At 61.9% G+C, this 15,915-nt stretch carries 18 protein-coding genes; 3 read left to right on the top strand and 15 right to left on the bottom strand.

Annotated elements, in window-relative coordinates; translation table 11 throughout:
* The first annotated feature begins 273 nt into the window (after nt 1–273).
* Entirely contained in the window at nt 274–1,107 is an 834-nt protein-coding gene (locus RN347_RS09340) for a pyruvate, water dikinase regulatory protein (protein WP_263587059.1), read from the top strand.
* 20 nt (nt 1,108–1,127) lie between these two features.
* Here the strand turns inward: RN347_RS09340 and RN347_RS09345 are convergent, their stop codons facing one another.
* The 4 genes from RN347_RS09345 to RN347_RS09360 form a co-directional block, all read right to left on the bottom strand.
* The gene (locus RN347_RS09345) at nt 1,128–1,706 is read right to left on the bottom strand and encodes a hypoxanthine-guanine phosphoribosyltransferase (protein WP_263587058.1); all 579 of its coding nucleotides are present in this window, start codon (nt 1,704–1,706) and stop codon (nt 1,128–1,130) included.
* 94 nt (nt 1,707–1,800) lie between these two features.
* Nucleotides 1,801–2,811, bottom strand: coding sequence for a beta-N-acetylhexosaminidase (gene nagZ / locus RN347_RS09350; RefSeq protein ID WP_311957993.1), 1,011 nt, complete (start codon nt 2,809–2,811; stop codon nt 1,801–1,803).
* Nucleotides 2,812–2,884: 73 nt separating this feature from the next.
* Nucleotides 2,885–3,403 carry a L,D-transpeptidase gene (locus RN347_RS09355; RefSeq protein WP_311957994.1) on the bottom strand — a complete coding sequence of 173 codons (519 nt, stop codon included), beginning with the start codon at nt 3,401–3,403 and terminating at the stop codon, nt 2,885–2,887.
* Entirely contained in the window at nt 3,381–4,058 is a 678-nt protein-coding gene (locus RN347_RS09360; RefSeq protein ID WP_263587055.1) for a TetR/AcrR family transcriptional regulator, read from the bottom strand. The genes RN347_RS09355 and RN347_RS09360 overlap by 23 nt, the downstream gene beginning before the upstream one ends.
* Before the next feature lie 216 nt (nt 4,059–4,274).
* On the opposite strand from RN347_RS09360, the gene lexA reads away from it, so the two are divergent.
* On the top strand, nt 4,275–4,949 hold the full coding sequence (gene lexA, locus RN347_RS09365) for a transcriptional repressor LexA (RefSeq protein ID WP_311957995.1): 675 nt from the start codon (nt 4,275–4,277) through the stop codon (nt 4,947–4,949).
* Between the two features lie 193 nt (nt 4,950–5,142).
* Here the strand turns inward: lexA and purU are convergent, their stop codons facing one another.
* The gene (gene purU, locus RN347_RS09370; RefSeq protein ID WP_263587053.1) at nt 5,143–5,997 is read right to left on the bottom strand and encodes a formyltetrahydrofolate deformylase; all 855 of its coding nucleotides are present in this window, start codon (nt 5,995–5,997) and stop codon (nt 5,143–5,145) included.
* A gap of 260 nt (nt 5,998–6,257) precedes the next feature.
* Between purU and RN347_RS09375 the strand changes: the two genes are divergently transcribed.
* Entirely contained in the window at nt 6,258–7,841 is a 1,584-nt protein-coding gene (locus RN347_RS09375; protein WP_311957996.1) for a ribonuclease J, read from the top strand.
* A 49-nt stretch (nt 7,842–7,890) separates the two neighbouring features.
* Here the strand turns inward: RN347_RS09375 and moaE are convergent, their stop codons facing one another.
* From moaE to RN347_RS09425, 10 genes are all read right to left on the bottom strand, one after another.
* Nucleotides 7,891–8,391 (bottom strand): molybdopterin synthase catalytic subunit MoaE, encoded by a 501-nt coding sequence (gene moaE, locus RN347_RS09380; protein ID WP_311957997.1) that lies wholly within the window; start codon nt 8,389–8,391, stop codon nt 7,891–7,893.
* A complete protein-coding gene (gene moaC / locus RN347_RS09385; RefSeq protein WP_311960843.1) occupies nt 8,392–9,186 on the bottom strand; it encodes a cyclic pyranopterin monophosphate synthase MoaC in 795 nt (264 codons plus the stop codon).
* A 14-nt stretch (nt 9,187–9,200) separates the two neighbouring features.
* Entirely contained in the window at nt 9,201–9,770 is a 570-nt protein-coding gene (gene mobB, locus RN347_RS09390; protein ID WP_311957998.1) for a molybdopterin-guanine dinucleotide biosynthesis protein B, read from the bottom strand.
* Nucleotides 9,771–9,782: 12 nt separating this feature from the next.
* Entirely contained in the window at nt 9,783–11,012 is a 1,230-nt protein-coding gene (locus tag RN347_RS09395) for a uracil-xanthine permease family protein (RefSeq protein WP_311957999.1), read from the bottom strand.
* Nucleotides 11,013–11,143: 131 nt separating this feature from the next.
* A complete protein-coding gene (upp, locus tag RN347_RS09400; RefSeq protein WP_252109223.1) occupies nt 11,144–11,773 on the bottom strand; it encodes a uracil phosphoribosyltransferase in 630 nt (209 codons plus the stop codon).
* A 79-nt stretch (nt 11,774–11,852) separates the two neighbouring features.
* A complete protein-coding gene (gene ung, locus RN347_RS09405; protein WP_263587049.1) occupies nt 11,853–12,536 on the bottom strand; it encodes a uracil-DNA glycosylase in 684 nt (227 codons plus the stop codon).
* Between the two features lie 6 nt (nt 12,537–12,542).
* Complete coding sequence (gene gpt, locus RN347_RS09410) at nt 12,543–13,022, bottom strand: xanthine phosphoribosyltransferase (RefSeq protein ID WP_252109225.1); 480 nt, start codon at nt 13,020–13,022, stop codon at nt 12,543–12,545.
* A 7-nt stretch (nt 13,023–13,029) separates the two neighbouring features.
* Nucleotides 13,030–13,575, bottom strand: a complete 546-nt coding sequence (locus RN347_RS09415) for an adenine phosphoribosyltransferase (RefSeq protein ID WP_252109226.1) — start codon at nt 13,573–13,575, stop codon at nt 13,030–13,032.
* A 38-nt stretch (nt 13,576–13,613) separates the two neighbouring features.
* Complete coding sequence (locus tag RN347_RS09420; protein WP_311958000.1) at nt 13,614–14,912, bottom strand: NCS2 family permease; 1,299 nt, start codon at nt 14,910–14,912, stop codon at nt 13,614–13,616.
* Nucleotides 14,913–15,121: 209 nt separating this feature from the next.
* Nucleotides 15,122–15,742: a riboflavin synthase subunit alpha gene (locus tag RN347_RS09425; RefSeq protein ID WP_311958001.1), complete on the bottom strand. Its 621-nt coding sequence runs from the start codon at nt 15,740–15,742 to the stop codon at nt 15,122–15,124.
* Nucleotides 15,743–15,915: the final 173 nt, after the last annotated feature.

Genomic DNA, 15,915 nt, shown 5'->3' on the forward strand with positions numbered 1-15,915 from the left:
ACGGCTAACGTCCACCGCGCCTTGAACCAGGTGACGGGGCAACCCCGTCATGTCGGTCACTGTCATCGAGCGTGTCACCCTATCACCCGCCCCTCGTATTCGCCATTAGTCTAAGTAACAAGTCACTGAAGGTTTTTTACAACATAGCGGCATTGAAGGGCTTTTCTGTAGTCGGGCGCCTGCGAGCGGCCTTTGGCTTCGCGTTTGCGACACGTTGTGCTGGCGCGATGAAGCGGTAAGAATAGCGCTTGAATTCACAGGCAGGAGAACGACATGAAACGCACGGCGTTTTTCATTTCCGACGGGACGGGCATCACCGCCGAAAGTCTGGGACGAAGCCTTCTGGCGCAGTTCAGCGGCGTCGAGATCACGATGCTGACCAAGCCCTACATCGATACGATCGAAAAGGCCCAGGCGCTGGCAGACATCATCGACGCCACCGCCAACCGCGACGGCCAGCGCCCGATCATCATCGACACCATCGTCGATCAGGACATTCGCGATGTGATCCGTCGCGCCGAAGGCTTCAAGGTCGACGTCTTTTCGACCTTCCTCGAGCCGCTGGAGCAGGAGCTTGCGACCCACTCCTCTTACAGCGTGGGCCGCACCCACGCCATCGGCAGCGACGACGTTTACATGGATCGCATCCACTCGGTGCACTTTGCGCTCGATAACGACGATGGCGCGCGCACCCACCAGTACGATCAGGCGGACGTGATCCTGGTGGGCGTGTCGCGCTGTGGCAAGACCCCCACCTCACTGTATCTCGCGCTGCAATTCGGCATCCGTGCGGCCAATTACCCGCTGACCGACGACGATCTGGACGAGGACGGAAGCCTCAAGCTTCCCAGGGTGCTCGCCCCGCACCGCCACAAGCTTTTTGGGCTGACCATCGACCCGCGACGGCTCTCGGCGATTCGCAACGAGCGCCGCCCGAACAGCCGCTACAGCTCGATCGATCAGTGCGTGCAGGAGGTCGAACAGGCGGCGTCGCTCTACCGGGCGATGAGCATTCCGTTTATCGACACCACGCGCTTCTCGATCGAGGAGATCTCGACGCGCATGATCGCTGAAACGGGACTGGCGCGGCGCTTCTCACCCCGTTAAACAGTACGATCAAAAACGCCTCAAAGGCCCTTGGGCGCAAAGATGCCCGGGGCGTTGCGCCAGTAGCCCTTGTAATCCATGCCAAAGCCGAACACATAGCGGTCCGCCACCTCCAGGCCACAGTAGTCCGCCTTGAGCCCGGGCACGGCCTTGCGATCGTGCTTTTTATCGACCAGCACCGCGGTCGTGACGCTGGCCGCCTGGGCCTCTTCGCAATACTTCAAAATCGCGGCGAGCGTGGCGCCTTCATCGAGAATATCGTCGATGATCACCACGTGACGCCCGGCCATCGGCACCTCCGGCGAGACGCGCCAGAAAAGCTCGCCGCCGCGCAGCTCGTTGCGATAGCGCGTGGCGTGCAGGTAATCCACTTCCAGCGGAAAGCCCAGACGCGTCAGCAGGTGGCCGGTGGTGATCAGTCCGCCGTTCATCACGCAGTAAAAAACCGGCAGCTTGTCGCCCAAATCCGCGGTAATGGCCTCTGCCATGCGGTCCAGCGCCTCTTCGACCTGCGCCTGGGTGATCAGGCAGTCGGCGTTATCCATCAGTTCGCGCATCGAATCCAATGATTCGAGCGCTTCTTTATCGAGTTTGGCCATCATGGGCTCCGGTAGCGGTAGCAAAAAAACGAAGCGCGATCAGCCGCCCGCGCTTCGAGAGTCTAAAGAGGTGTCGAGTTGGGCGCGCCGTGTGTTAATCGACCAGCTCGCCAAGCCTTGCATTCGTGCGGCGCCAGCGCTTGAGCGCGGACAGCGCCTTGAGATCCGGCCGCGCGCGGGCGTAGCGCAACTTGCCGATGCGCTTGTTGCCAAGCGCCTGGCAGTGACCTACCACCTCGAGCGCGGCGTCGCGGTCGTTGCATACCAAAAGCATGTCGCAGCCCGCGGCCAGCGCCGCCTGGGCGCGATCGACGGGGCTGCCCGCTACGTGGGCCCCAGCCATGGTGAGATCATCAGAAAAGATGGCGCCCTTGAAACCGAGCGATTCTCTGAGCATCCCAAGCCAGGCGGGAGAGAAGCCCGCCGGGCGCGGATCGAACGCCGAATACACCACGTGAGCGGGCATGACGCCGTCGAGCTGCGAGGCCAGGCGGGTAAATGGCAACAGATCCCGGGCCTTGAGCGCGGCAAGGGAGCGGGAATCTTCCGCAAGCGTCACGTGGGTGTCGGCTTCGATGCCGCCGTGGCCGGGAAAGTGCTTGCCGATGGCGGCCATGCCCGCCTCGTGGAGGCCGTGGATGAAGCGAGCGCCGAGCGCGGCGACGTGCTCCGGGTTGTCGCTGAAGCTGCGATCGCCGATCACGCTCGACACTCCGCTCTCCACATCGAGCACCGGCGCGAAGCTCAGGTCGAGCCCGCAGGCGGCCATCTCCATGCCCAACAACCAGCCGGTGTCGCTTGCCAGCTGCCCGCCCTGCTCCGGGTCTTCGGCGTAAAGCTCGCCGATACGCGCCATGGCAGGCAGGCGCGTCACGCCGGATTTGATGCGCTGGACACGACCGCCCTCCTGGTCGATACCGAGCAGCAGATCGGGTCGAATGCGGCGGATGTCCTGGCACAGTGCGCTGACCTGCTCGGCGCTTTCGACGTTGCGTGCAAACAGGATCACCCCGCCCACGGCGGTATCGGCCAGAAGCGCTTTTTCGGCGCGCGTGATAAAGGGCCCTTCGAGGTCGAGCATGACCGGGCCAAGCGGTTGCGTCATCGGCATCTATCCAGCAAAACGGGCGCTCATTCTAGTCGATCGCCGCGCTCAAACAAAACCGGCGGGTCGTGGGTCAGGTATGAAGCCAAACCGGCGTACCCGGCACGGCGACCTCGAATATCCACAGCAGGTCCTGATTTCTCAGGCGCACACAGCCGTGGGACGCCGCAACGCCCATGGGCTCATGTGGTGGAGTGCCGTGCAGATAGATATAGCGGCGTTGGGAGTCGACGGATCCGCCACGGTTGACCCCGGGCTCGAGCCCGCAGAGCCAAAGAATACGCGTCAAAATCCAGTCACGATCAGGATTTTGTTCACCCAAAGTGGGACTAAAAACTTCACCGGTAAAGCGGCGCCCGCGAAACACCGCGTTTTCCGGCAGGCCCTGGCCGATCGAGGCGCGCACGTAGTGCCAGCCGCCAGGCGTCTGGCCGCTGCCTTCGTGTTGCCCCACCCCGTTTGCACCGGACGACACCGAGCATTCGTGAACCACCCGCGTTCCCTGCCAGGCGCGAAGGCGCTGCTCGGTGAGGTCGATTTCAAGCCATGGCGCCTCGATTGGCGGCAGCTCAGCCAGAATGGGCGTGGCCATGATGAGCCTCCTCGATCGCCGGGGGAAGCGGCGCGTTCATGGCGGCAACGACCACCGGGCGCAGTCGGCGCACCAGATCACGTACCGAGACCTGCTCGTTGTACTCCTTGGCCGCGATGTCGCGCAGCGCATCGAGCCCGGAGAGCGTGAAAATCACCGTGCCGAGCATGAAGTGCAGCCGCCAGAAGCGCTCGGCGTCGGGCAGGCCAGGCGTGGCGCGGCGAACGAGCTCGACAAAGCGAGTGAAGACATCGCCGTACTGCTCCTGGATATAGCGGCGAAGGTGGCCCTGAGCCTGACTGTAGGCGAGCCCCAGCAGGCGCATGAACACTTTCAAGCTGTTGCGCTCGGCCGGCACGGTCAACACCGTCGTGGCCATGGTTTCGAGCAGTACTTCCAGAGGAATCTCATCATCACCATAGCGGGCGTGCAGCTCATCCAGCGCTTCGTGAAAGCGTTGGCTGAAGGGGTCGAGATAGCGCGCAAACACCGCCTGAATCAGCGCCTTTTTCGAACCGAAGTGGTAGTTCACCGCCGCCAGGTTCACCCGCGCCTTGCTGGTGATGTTGCGCAGAGAGGTCTCTGCAAAGCCACGCTCGGCGAACAGCACCTCCGCCGTATCCAGAATACGCGTGACGGTATCAGACTGCGCCATGGCGCCCTCCAGAAAACGAGTGTTTAAAACATCGCGAAATAGTAGGTCATTAAAACGCCGGGCTCAATCGTGCGAAACCCTGATATGCCCTCTTTTAAAGGCGAACGGCTTTATAATCCGTGGCTTGAGTCATATACTGGACAGAGGAACATACTGTATACTTAAACACATATATTTAAGTCATTTTTATAGTTACCTTTTACCCTGGAGTCAGCCATGCCTCGTCCTCTTACCGTTCGTCAGCAGCACGTATTCGATTTTATCGTGAAGACCATGAACGAGTACGGCTACCCACCCACCCGCGCTGAAATCGCCAAAGCGCTGGGCTTTCGCTCACCCAACGCGGCCGAAGAGCACCTGCGCGCGCTCGAGCGCAAGGGCGCCATCCGTATCATTCGCCACACCTCCCGCGGCATCCGCCTGCCCAATCAGGAAGGGGTGGAAGCGCCGGAATCCGCCGCTGAGGCCAGCGACAGCGTCGAATCCGCGACCCAGGGGCTGCCGATCATCGGCGAAGTGGCCGCGGGCAGCCCGATTCTGGCCGCCGAACACATCGATCGTTACTGCCCGCTGCCGGCGGAGTATTTCACGCCGAAGGCCGACTACCTGCTGCGCGTGCGCGGGCTGTCGATGAAGGATATCGGCATTCTGGAAGGCGACCTGCTGGCGGTACACCGCACCGAGCGGGTACGCGACGGCCAGATCGTCGTGGCGCGCCTGGAGGACGAAGTCACCGTCAAGCGTTTTCGCCGCGACGGCCACCAGGTCACGCTGCACGCCGAGAACAGCGATTTCGCCCCGATCGAAATCGACCTTCGCACCCAGCAGCTCGATATCGAAGGTGTCGGCGTTGGCGTGATTCGCGGCGGCAGTGGCCAGGCGCTGGGTTAATTGACCTATCGATTGAGACAGGAAATGTGGCGGTGCCGGGCAACCCTGCGCGAGGGCGCTGTGAACCCTTCCCTGGGCGCTACTTTCGCCATCCATGGCGAAAGACCCTCGCTACGGGCAGCCCGGCACGGCGGCCCGTATTGTCATCCTCAAGCTTATAAACCAAAAACGGGGCACTTTCGTGCCCCGTTTTTTAGTTGAAGACGACCGTCTTGTTGCCGTCGATCAGCACGCGATCTTCCAGGTGCCACCTGAGCCCGCGGGCGAGCACGGACTTCTCCACGTCGCGGCCAAAGCGCACCAGATCCGTGGGCGTGTGACAGTGGCTGACGCGGTGGATGTCCTGTTCGATGATCGGGCCGGCGTCAAGCTCTTCGGTCACGTAGTGGCAGGTCGCGCCGATCAGCTTCACGCCGCGCTCGAACGCCTGGTGATAGGGCTTGGCACCGGCAAACGACGGCAAAAAGCTGTGGTGGATGTTGATGATCTGGCCGGCGTATTGGCTACAGAGCGCCGGCGGCAAAATCTGCATGTAGCGCGCCAGCACGATGCAGTCCGCCTCGAGCGCCTCGACTTGGCGCTGCACCGCATCGAACGCGGGCTGCTTGTCGCTGGGGTCGACCGCGATGTGGTGATAATCGATCCCGTACCACTCGCTTAGCGCGCGCATGTCCGGGTGGTTGGAGATGATGCCCACGATGTCGCAGTCGAGCTCGCCAGCCTGCCAGCGGTAGAGCAGATCGACCAGGCAGTGGGACTCTTTCGACACCATGATCACGACCCGGCGCCGCTTTTGGGTATCGACCAGCGCCCACTGCATCGAAAACGCGTTGGCGATGGGCGCAAACGCCTGTTCGAGCTCGGCCGCGCTCATGCCGATGGAGTCGGCGAGAATCTCGTAGCGCATGAAAAATCGGCCCGTTTGCAGATCCGAGTGCTGGCTCGCCTCGGTGATGGAGCCGCCGTGCTGAGCAATGAAGCTCGACACGCGCGCCACGATGCCTACCTGATCGGGGCAGGAAACCACTAAACGGTAATAATGCGACATGAATACACTCTTGATACACGTTTCGAAGACGCGACCCGACGGGGTCGTCAAGAACCGTTGAGGCCTTGGGGGGCGTTAGTGTAGCGCAAGCGGCGATCGGGAACACTGCCAGGATTGTTAGCCGCCCCCGCCTTACCGTATAGTTAAAGTCTTACTTTTCAGGCTGTTCAAAATCAATGGATCCATCCCGCGTTCAACTTCGCCCCCGACGCCGACCGCCCCTGCGCATTTTGCCGCTTGGGGGCTGCGGTGAAATAGGAATGAACCTGACGCTTTATGGTTTCGATGGTCACTGGATCGCCATTGATTGCGGGATGATGATTCGACAGGATCTTCCCAGCGCTCCGCTACAGGTGCCCAGCACCGATACGCTGGCCGAGCTTGAGATTACCCCTAAAGCGCTCTACATCACCCATGGCCATGAGGATCACATCGGCGCGGTCGCCTGGCTTTGGCCCAAATGGCAGTGCCCGATCTACGCCACGCCCCTGGCCGCCGGGTTACTCCGTCACAAGTTTGCCGAACACAATCTTTCAAGCGCCGCGATTCGCGTGATCGAGCCCAACGATGCCCTCGAAGAGGGCCCGTTCACGCTGCGCTATTTACTGATGACCCACTCGATTCCCGAGAGCTGCGCGATCATTATGCTCGCCGGCGGCTACCGGGTATTGCACACCGGCGACTGGAAGCTCGACCCGACGCCTTTGATCGGGCCGAGCGTCGACCCGGCGCACTTTCAGGCGCTGGCACCGCTGGATCTGGTGGTGGGTGATTCGACCAACGCGCCGCTTCCGGGCAGTGCCGGCAGCGAAGGTTCGGTGGCCAACGCGCTGACGCAAACGCTCAAGGCCTGTACCGGGCGCGTGGTGGTCTCCTGCTTTGCCAGCAATCTGGCGCGTGTGTGGGCGATCGGCCAGGCGGCGGCCCAAAGCGGGCGCCGTGTGAGCCTGATGGGCCGCTCGATGGAGCGCATGGTCGGTGTGGCCCGCGGTCTTGGCTATCTCGACGATTTTCCGCCGCTGGTGCCGCCCCAGGACCTGGGCTATCTGCCGCCGGACGAAGTGGTGGTGATCGCCACCGGAAGCCAGGGCGAGCCGCGCGCCGCGCTCCAGCGCCTGGCCCAGGGCCGCCACCCGTTCATGGACCTGGAAGCCGGCGATAACGTCATTTTTTCCGCCAAGGCGATTCCCGGCAACGAGCGCCCGATCGCGGCGCTCAAGAAGCGTTTCACTCAGCTCGGCGTTCAGCTTTTCGACGAGAACAACCACCCGGAGCTTCACGCCACCGGCCATCCCGCCCAGGAGGAGCTCAAAACGCTCTACCGCTGGGTTCGGCCCACCGCGCTGCTGCCGGTTCACGGCGAAACGGTGCATCAGCAGGCGCACCAGGCGCTGGCGCAAGAGCTCGGCATCAAGGCGCCGCTGGCCCCGGTCAATGGCGATATGCTGTGTCTGGATAACGAAGGGTTACGCGTTGAGGCGCGCCACCCGCAGTTGCCCCAGGTGGTGGATCAAAACAGCGTGACGCGCCACCCCGGGCTTGCGGACGGCCAGTCGAGCGGCGCGCGGCGCGGCACGCTGTTTCTGGCACTGCCGGTATGCGCTTCTGAGACCGGCTGGCAGCGTATCGGGCGTTTGATGCTCGACGCCAGTGGCGCCAGCCCCATCGACGAAGAGAGCTTTAGCGATTGGCTCGACGAGCGGCTCGACGAAATCGAAGTCGACTCCCTCGCCGAACTCAGAGAAGCACTGACGCCGGGGCTGGTTCGCTGGCTGGGACACCACTGCCAGCATCTGCCGGAGGTGCACCTTCAGATCATGGCGACCGAGCCGCCCGGCGCTTGAGCCGGGTAGCCCCTTACACGCGTCTACGAGCGCCCTCCTTGATCGCCTCCTACCAGCGCGCGGCATCGTCAAAATCGGTGGCGCGCTCCTTGACCCAGTAATCGCCCTGGCGCGAGTGCTCCTTTTTCCAGAAGGGTGCGCGGGTCTTGAGAATATCCATGATGAAGTCGCAGGCACTGAAGGCGTCGCGCCGGTGAGCGCTGGCCACCACCACTTGTACGATCGGATCCCCCGGGCGCAGATGCCCGACCCGGTGCACAATCACCACGCCTTTGAGCGCCCAGCGCGAAGCGGCCTCCACCGCGATATCGGTGAGCGCCTTTTCGGTCATGCCCGGATAGTGCTCGAGCGTCAGCCCCGTGACGTCCGGCGTTTCGTTGAAATCGCGCACGAGGCCGGTGAAGCTCACCAGCGCCCCGACATCCTGACGATGTTCGATGAGCGCCTCGTAGCCCTCATCAAAAACGAAGGCCTCCTGCTGCACGCGGATGTAAATAGGCGGCGTATCCGCGCCCGAAGCGAGCGCTTGCTCAGATGAAGGCGTCAGCATTCAGCCTCCGGTAACTGGCGGGAAAAAGGCGATCTCGTCTTTATCGGTGATTGGCGCGCTATCGTTGGCCATCACCTGGTTGACGGCGCAGAGCGTGCGCTTGTCCGCCAGTGCGGAAAAGCTCGCGTCGCGCGCCTTCAGGTACGCCTTGAGCCCGGCCACGTCGCGGCTTTCGAGATCAGAAAGCGACAGCGATAGATCACTTTCGCCGACCTGCTCACGCAGCTCGGCCAGAAACTTGACCCGTACGCAGGGCGACACGCTACAGCGCTCGCCCACGCTCACCTCGCCCGGGTTACCCTCACCGGTGACGATCGGCCCATTCTGGCGCTGGTAGTCGCCGCGCACCCCACCCTGCTTGCTCTCGAGCTGGATCGCCTCGATGCGCATCTCCTTGTCGACCGCCTTGCACATGTCGTAAAGCGTCAGGCACGCCACCGACACCGCGGTTAGCGCCTCCATTTCGACACCGGTACGCCCGCTGAGCCGGCAAAGCGCCTCGACATTCACCGCGCCGGTGTCGAAATCGAGCGTAAAGTCGACGCTCACCTTGCTCAGCGACAGCGAGTGACACAGCGGAATCAGTTCAGAGGTGCGCTTGGCTGCCTGAATACCGGCGATACGCGCCGTGGCCAGCACATCGCCCTTGGGAAGCTCGCCGTCGCTCAAGAGCTTGAGCGTAGCCAGCGCCATGACGATGCGCCCTGACGCCACCGCTTCCCGGCGGGACTCCTCTTTATCGGCGATATCCACCATATTGGCTTCGCCCTGGGCGTTCAGATGCGTCAGCTGCATGTCGTTATCCCTGGTCATTGGGTGCTCTCGTCACGGTGCGCGCGGGTCCATTCGAGTACCCAGCGCGCGATCTCGTCGATGTTATCAAGGTTTAGCTGCGGGATAGAAGCGTCAAGCCGCTCGGGGGCTTCGCCCTTGAGCGCCACCGCCACCACGTTGTCGCTTTGTATAATCGACTCATCGCCAATGCCATCGCGGTAGAGCACGAGCTTGGAAAGCGGCCAGGTCTTGAAACCCTCGACGATGACCAGGTCCGGCCGGTGTGCCGCCATGAGTGACAGCAGGTGTAAAAGATCGGGCCCTTCCTGGCCGGCTTGCCTCTGCGCCGGCGTCTCCTGCATCAGCGCGTAGCGCTGGTTGGATGCCACCAGCATCGGCGCGGCGCCGGCCTCGCGAAGCCGGTAACTATCCTTACCGGGCTTGTCGATATCGAAGGCGTGGTGGGCGTGCTTGATCACACCCACGTTCAGGCCGGCCTTTTTAAGGCGCGGCAAAAGTTCGGTCAGAAGCGTTGTCTTGCCCGTTCCGCTCCAGGCCGCCACGCCCAGCACCGGAAACGGCGCACTGATGGGTTGCAAGAGCATCTCCACGCCCGCCTAGGCGAGCTCTTTTTCCGGGGGAAGAATGGCATTAAGCACGATACCGACCAGCGCGGCCAGGCTAACGCCCTGAAGGGTGAACTGGCCGCCGCCAAACTGCATGCCGCCAATACCGAATACCAGGATCAGTGACACCACGACCAGGTTGCGCGGCTCGGTCAGCGACTGCCCCGCGCGCACCAGGGTGTTCATGCCCACCACCGCGATCGAACCGAACAGCAGCGTCATGATGCCGCCCATGACCGGGCCGGGAATGGTGAGTAAAAGCGCGCCGAGCTTGCTGATAAAGGCCAGCAGAATCGCCAGCACGGCGGCGACGATCATGTAGATCGGGTTGAACGCGCGGGTGAGCGTGACGGCGCCAGTGACTTCCGAGTAGGTCGTGTTGGGCGGGCCGCCGAACAGCGCCGCCACCATGGTGGCCAGGCCGTCGCCCAACAGCGTGCGATGCAGGCCGGGCTTTTCCAGATAGTTTTGCCGCGTGACCGAGCCGATCGCCACCATGTCGCCAATATGCTCGACCGCCGGGGCGATCGCCACGGGAATCATGAACAGAATCGCCGCCCAGTGAAAGCTCGGCGCGGTGAAGGCCGGTACCGACAGCCAGGCCGCCTCGCGGATGGGCGTGAAGTCGACCACGCCCATGATCAGCGCCAGCGTATAGCCGGTGACGACCCCACCCATGATCGGCACCAGGCGTAGAAGCCCGCGACCGAACACCGCCAGCACCAGGGTGACGAAAAGGCTCGCCATGGAGAGAAAGATCGCTTGACCGTAGCCGATGTTATCGCTGGTATCCCCCACCGCCATACTCACCGCCGTCGGTGCCAGGGCAAGGCCGATCACCATGATCACCGGCCCCACCACGACCGGCGGCAGCAGTCGATTCAGCCACCCCACCCCTTTTAGACGAACGATTTGCGAGATAACGGTATAAACAAGACCCGCGGCGATCAGCCCGCCAAGCGTCGCCGAGACGCCAAAGTGGGCAATCGAGCCTTGAATCGGCGCAATGAAGGCAAAGGATGACGCCAGAAACACCGGCACGCTTTGACGGGTCACGCCGTGAAAGACCAGCGTACCCACGCCGGCGGTGAACAGCGCCACACTCGGGTCAAGACCGGTCAAAAGCGGCACCAGCACCAGCGCGCCAAAGGCCACGAAGAGCATCTGGGCGCCGGTCAGAAGCGTTCTGGGCCAGGACTCACGGGATGAAGCGGTACTCATATCACGTTCCTTAACGTACTCTGGGTACCCAACGGGCACCGGCGTTATCAGTTGCGATGCGGGCGGCTCATAGTGGCCACCCAAAAAAAAGCCCCCGGCGCAAAGCGCAAGGGGCACGGTATAAAACGCGATCAGCGCGTTCCGAAGATCTTGTCGCCGGCGTCGCCCAACCCCGGCACGATATAGCCGTTCTCGTCCAGGCGCTCATCGACGGAGGCGGTGTAGATATCGATATCCGGGTGCGCCTCGCGCACGCGCTCGATTCCTTCCGGCGCAGCGACCAGCACGATCACTTTCATGCTTTCGCAGCCGCGCTCGCGCAGCATGTCGAGCGTGGCGATCATCGAGCCGCCGGTGGCGAGCATCGGGTCGATGACGATCGCCATACGCTCTTCGATATCGTTGGCGAACTTGGAAAAATAGGGTACCGGCTGGAGCGTCTCTTCATCGCGATAAAGCCCGACCACGCTGACCCGGGCGCTCGGGATCAGGTCGGTGACACCTTCGAGCATGCCAAGGCCTGCGCGCAGAATCGGCACGACGGTGACCTTCTTGCCCTTCAAGCGCTGGGTCTTGATGCGCTCGCCGTTCCAGCCCTCGATCTCGTGATCCTCGATCTCGAGATCCTTGGTCGCTTCGTAGGTCAGCAGTTTGGCCACTTCCCCTGCCAGTTCGCGAAAGCTCTTGGTGCTCAGACCTCCTTCCCGCATGAGGCCCAACTTGTGCTGGACGAGCGGATGATTAATGGCGTAAACACTCATGGAACTACCTCACTGCAGGGTTAAAAGCGCCCGGCCGGCGCAAAATTGCGCGCTATTCTACCCGCAACCGGGGGCAAGGTTAAGGGGTCGCGGGCAATTGCCAGGTGATCGGCGCGCGCCCCTGCTCTTCCAGGAAACGATTGGCCTGGGAGAAATGACGATTCCCCAGAAAACCGCGATGGGCCGACAGCGGCGACGGGTGCGGTGATTCCAGAATCAAATGCCGCGACTGATCGATCAGCGCTTTCTTCTGTCGGGCGTGACTACCCCACAGCAGGAAAACGCACGGCTCGGCGTGCTCACTCACCGTTTTGATTGCCGCGTCGGTGAAACCCTCCCACCCCTTGCCGCGATGCGAGGCGGCATTACCGCGCTCGACGGTCAAGGCGGTGTTCAAAAGCAGCACGCCCTGTTTTGCCCAGTCTTCCAGAAAGCCGTGGTTGACCGGCGTAAAGCCGACGTCGCTTTCAAGCTCTTTGTAAATATTGACCAGCGACGGCGGCACCGGCACGCCAGGCATGACCGAAAAGCAGAGCCCATGGGCCTGATTGGGCCCGTGATACGGGTCCTGACCCAGAATAACGACCTTTACCTGTGAAAGCGGCGTCAGCTCGAAGGCACGAAACCAGTTCGAGGAGTGCGGGTAAATCACCTTTTTCGCCGCTTTCTCTTCGGCCAGAAACGCCTTGAGCGAGGCCATGTAATCGGCCTGAAACTCCTGGCCCAGCCACTGACTCCACTCTGTCGGTAAAGGGTCGGTCATCTCATCTCACTTTTTGATTTGGTCGGCGAGCGGCTCGACATAGGCAACGCCCATGTCCCAGGGAAACTGGATCCAACAGTTTTGGCCGACTTCGGTCAGGTATTGATCGACCAGCGGACGGCCGTCGGGCTTGGCGTAAATGGTGACGAAGTGCGCCTTGGGCAGCATTTCGCGCACCGCGCGAGCGGTCTTGCCAGTATCGACCAGGTCGTCGACCAGAAGCCAACCATCGCCGTCATGATCGACGCCTTTCAATACACCAAGCCCGCCCTGATCCATGTGGTCATAGCTTTTGATGCAGACCGTATCGATCAGGCGAATGTTGAGCTCGCGGGCGATGAGCGCGGCAGGAATCAGCCCACCCCGAGTGATCGCAACGATCCCCTTGAAGTCGCGCTCGATGAGCTGATGGCACAGGGCGCGCACGTCGCGGTGAAGCTGGTCCCAGGAAACCGTGAAATGCTGATGGTAACGTTCGCTGCTCATGGGGGCGTCACTCGTCTTCGTTGAAGGAACATACCGCGAATACGCTAAAGCCTGCGTCGCGAATCTTTTGCGAGCCACCAAGCTCCGGCAGATCGATGATCGTCGAGGTTTCCACGACCTGACCACCGCTTCTTTGGATCAGGTTGGCGGCGGCGAGCATGGTACCGCCGGTGGCGATCAGATCGTCCATCAGCAGAATGCGATCCTGCTGTTCGAAGGCATCGGCGTGAAGCTCCACTTCGGAGTGACCGTACTCCAGCGTATAGGTTTCGCTGATGGTCTTGAACGGCAGTTTGCCCTTCTTGCGTACCGGCACGAAGCTGCAGCCAAGCTCGTAGGCCAGCGGCGCGCCGATGATGAAACCGCGCGCATCGATCGCTGCGATGGCATCCAGATCCATGTCCTGATAGCGGTGCACGAAGCTATCGATCAGTTTACGAAAAGCCGAGCTGTTTTGTAGCAAAGGGGTAATGTCGCGAAAATTGACGCCCTGTTCAGGCCAGTCGGGAACCGTGCGAATAACGGACTTGATGTAGTCGCCGTAGATGCTCATCGCGTCTCTCATGGGTTGGTAAAAGGCCAGGCGCCTGCCTAGCCGAAAAAGAAGAATTTAACTGCGAACAGAATCCCCAGCACGACCACCGCCGGATTGAGATCCGCAAAGCGCCCGGAGAGCACTTTGATGCCCACGAAGCTGATGAACCCAAGCGCGATGCCGTCGGCGATGGAGAACGTAAGCGGCATGGCGAGCGCGGCGATCAGCACGGGGGCTGCGTCGGTGGCATCGTCCCAGTTGGCATGGGCCAGGCTTCCCGCCATCAGCACCGCTACGTATAAAAGCGCGCCGGCGGTGGCGTAGGTGGGAATCGAGCCGGCGAGCGGGGCGAAGAACAGACTGATCAAGAACAACACACCAACCACCACGGCGGTGAGGCCCGTGCGCCCGCCGGAGGCGATGCCCGCGGTGGATTCGATGTAGCTCGTCGTGGTCGAGGTGCCGAGTACCGCGCCGGACATGGACGCGGTGCTGTCCGCCATCATCGCGCGACCGATGCGCGGAAGTTTGCCGTCCTTGTCCAGAAGCTTGCCGCGGTGGGCAACGCCGACCAGGGTGCCGGAGGTGTCGAACAAATCGACGAACAGAAAGGCGAAGATGACGCTGAGCATCGCCACGTCCAGCGCGCCCGCCAGATCCATCGCCATGAAGGTCGGCGCAATGGACGGCGGCATCGACATCAACCCGCCGTACTGATTATGACCAAGCGCCATCGAGACTACGGTCACACCGAGAATCCCGATCATCACCGCGCCGGTGACGTTTCGATAAGCAAGAGCGGTGATCACGAAAAAGCCCACCATCGCGTAGATGGCGGAGGGCTGGGTCAAATCGCCCAGCGACACCAGCGTTGCCGGGTTTTCCACCACGATACCGGCGTTCTTGAGCGCGATCATGGCCAGAAACAGTCCGATACCCGCCGCGATACCGAGGCGCAAAGACATCGGAATGGAGTTGATGATCCACTCGCGAATCTTGAAGATACTCAGCAAAAAGAAGGTCAAGCCTGAAAGGAACACCGCGCCGAGCGCCGCCTCCCAGGTGTAGCCCATTCCCAGTACCACGCCGTAGGTGAAGAAGGCGTTGAGGCCCATGCCCGGCGCCTGGGCGATGGGGTAGTTGGCCCAGAGCCCCATCACGAAACAGCCGATGGCGGCGGCGACACAGGTCGCCACGAACACCGCGCCGTAGTCCATCCCCGCTTCCGACAGGATGCTCGGATTGACGAAGATGATGTAGGCCATGGTCAAAAACGTGGTGATGCCCGCGATCACCTCGGTTTTGACACTGGTGTTTTGCTCGGTGAGCTTGAAATAGTTATCCAGACCCTTCATATCGTTGTGATCCCTGCGCCCTTTGCCAAGAAAAGCCGCACAGTCTACCGAAAGCCCCAAACCGATGCGAGCCGGTAGTGCGCCGCTCATGAGTGCGGGCAAGCCCGCCGTTTCGTTGCCACTCACTGTCTAGCAAGCTTCAGGCCATGTATTAACCGTTCGGTCAAACCGGCCCGACCAACGCCGTGTGCCCCTGCGCTACGTCGGGCTCACCCGCGCGCTGCCAGCACCCGCTCGACGGTTTCGACGATGACCTGGGTTTGCGGGTCGATTTCGATATTCACCCGAGACCCCGGTAGGCGCTCACCCAACACCGTGCGCTCGAGCGTCTCGGGAATCAGGTTGACGCTGAACTCCACACGCTCGCCGGCCGGACGAACGTCGCCCACGGTAAGGCTGATACCGTCGACGCCGATATAGCCCTTCTCGAACACGAAACGCCCGAAACTTGCGGGCATCGAGAACCAGAGCCGGCGGTTGTTGGGCGCTTCATCAATGGCCACCACGTCCGCCATGCTGATGATGTGACCGGACATCGAATGGCCGCCGATCTCATCACCAAAGCGCGCGGCGCGCTCTATATTAACGCAGTCGCCGACCCCAAGCGCACCAAGATTGGTCAGCCTGAGCGTTTCGCGCATCAAATCGAAGCTGACCCGCTCGCCGTCGATTGCGGTGACGGTCAGACATACGCCGTTATGCGATACCGACGCCCCGAGCTCGAGCCCTTCGTTGAGCGGCGCCTCGAGCGCCACCACGTGGGTTCGAAACTCCTTGAGCTCGCGCACTTCGACCACGCGAGCGACTCCCTGCACGATACCTGTAAACATCACTCCCCCTGATTGGCGCCCGACCATCGAGGGCCGGGATTAAAGCGTCATTATCGCCTTTTAAGCCGGCCAGGCCAAAGTGCGTTTGTATCGATTGTTGGCAATAGCGCATTCCTGCTGAATGCGCGATAACGGCACTCAAAACGCTTGCCCGTGCGCCGATCGCGACCGAT

The organism is Halomonas sp. PAMB 3264 (assembly GCF_031954245.1).
Taxonomy (GTDB): Bacteria; Pseudomonadota; Gammaproteobacteria; order Pseudomonadales; family Halomonadaceae; genus Vreelandella.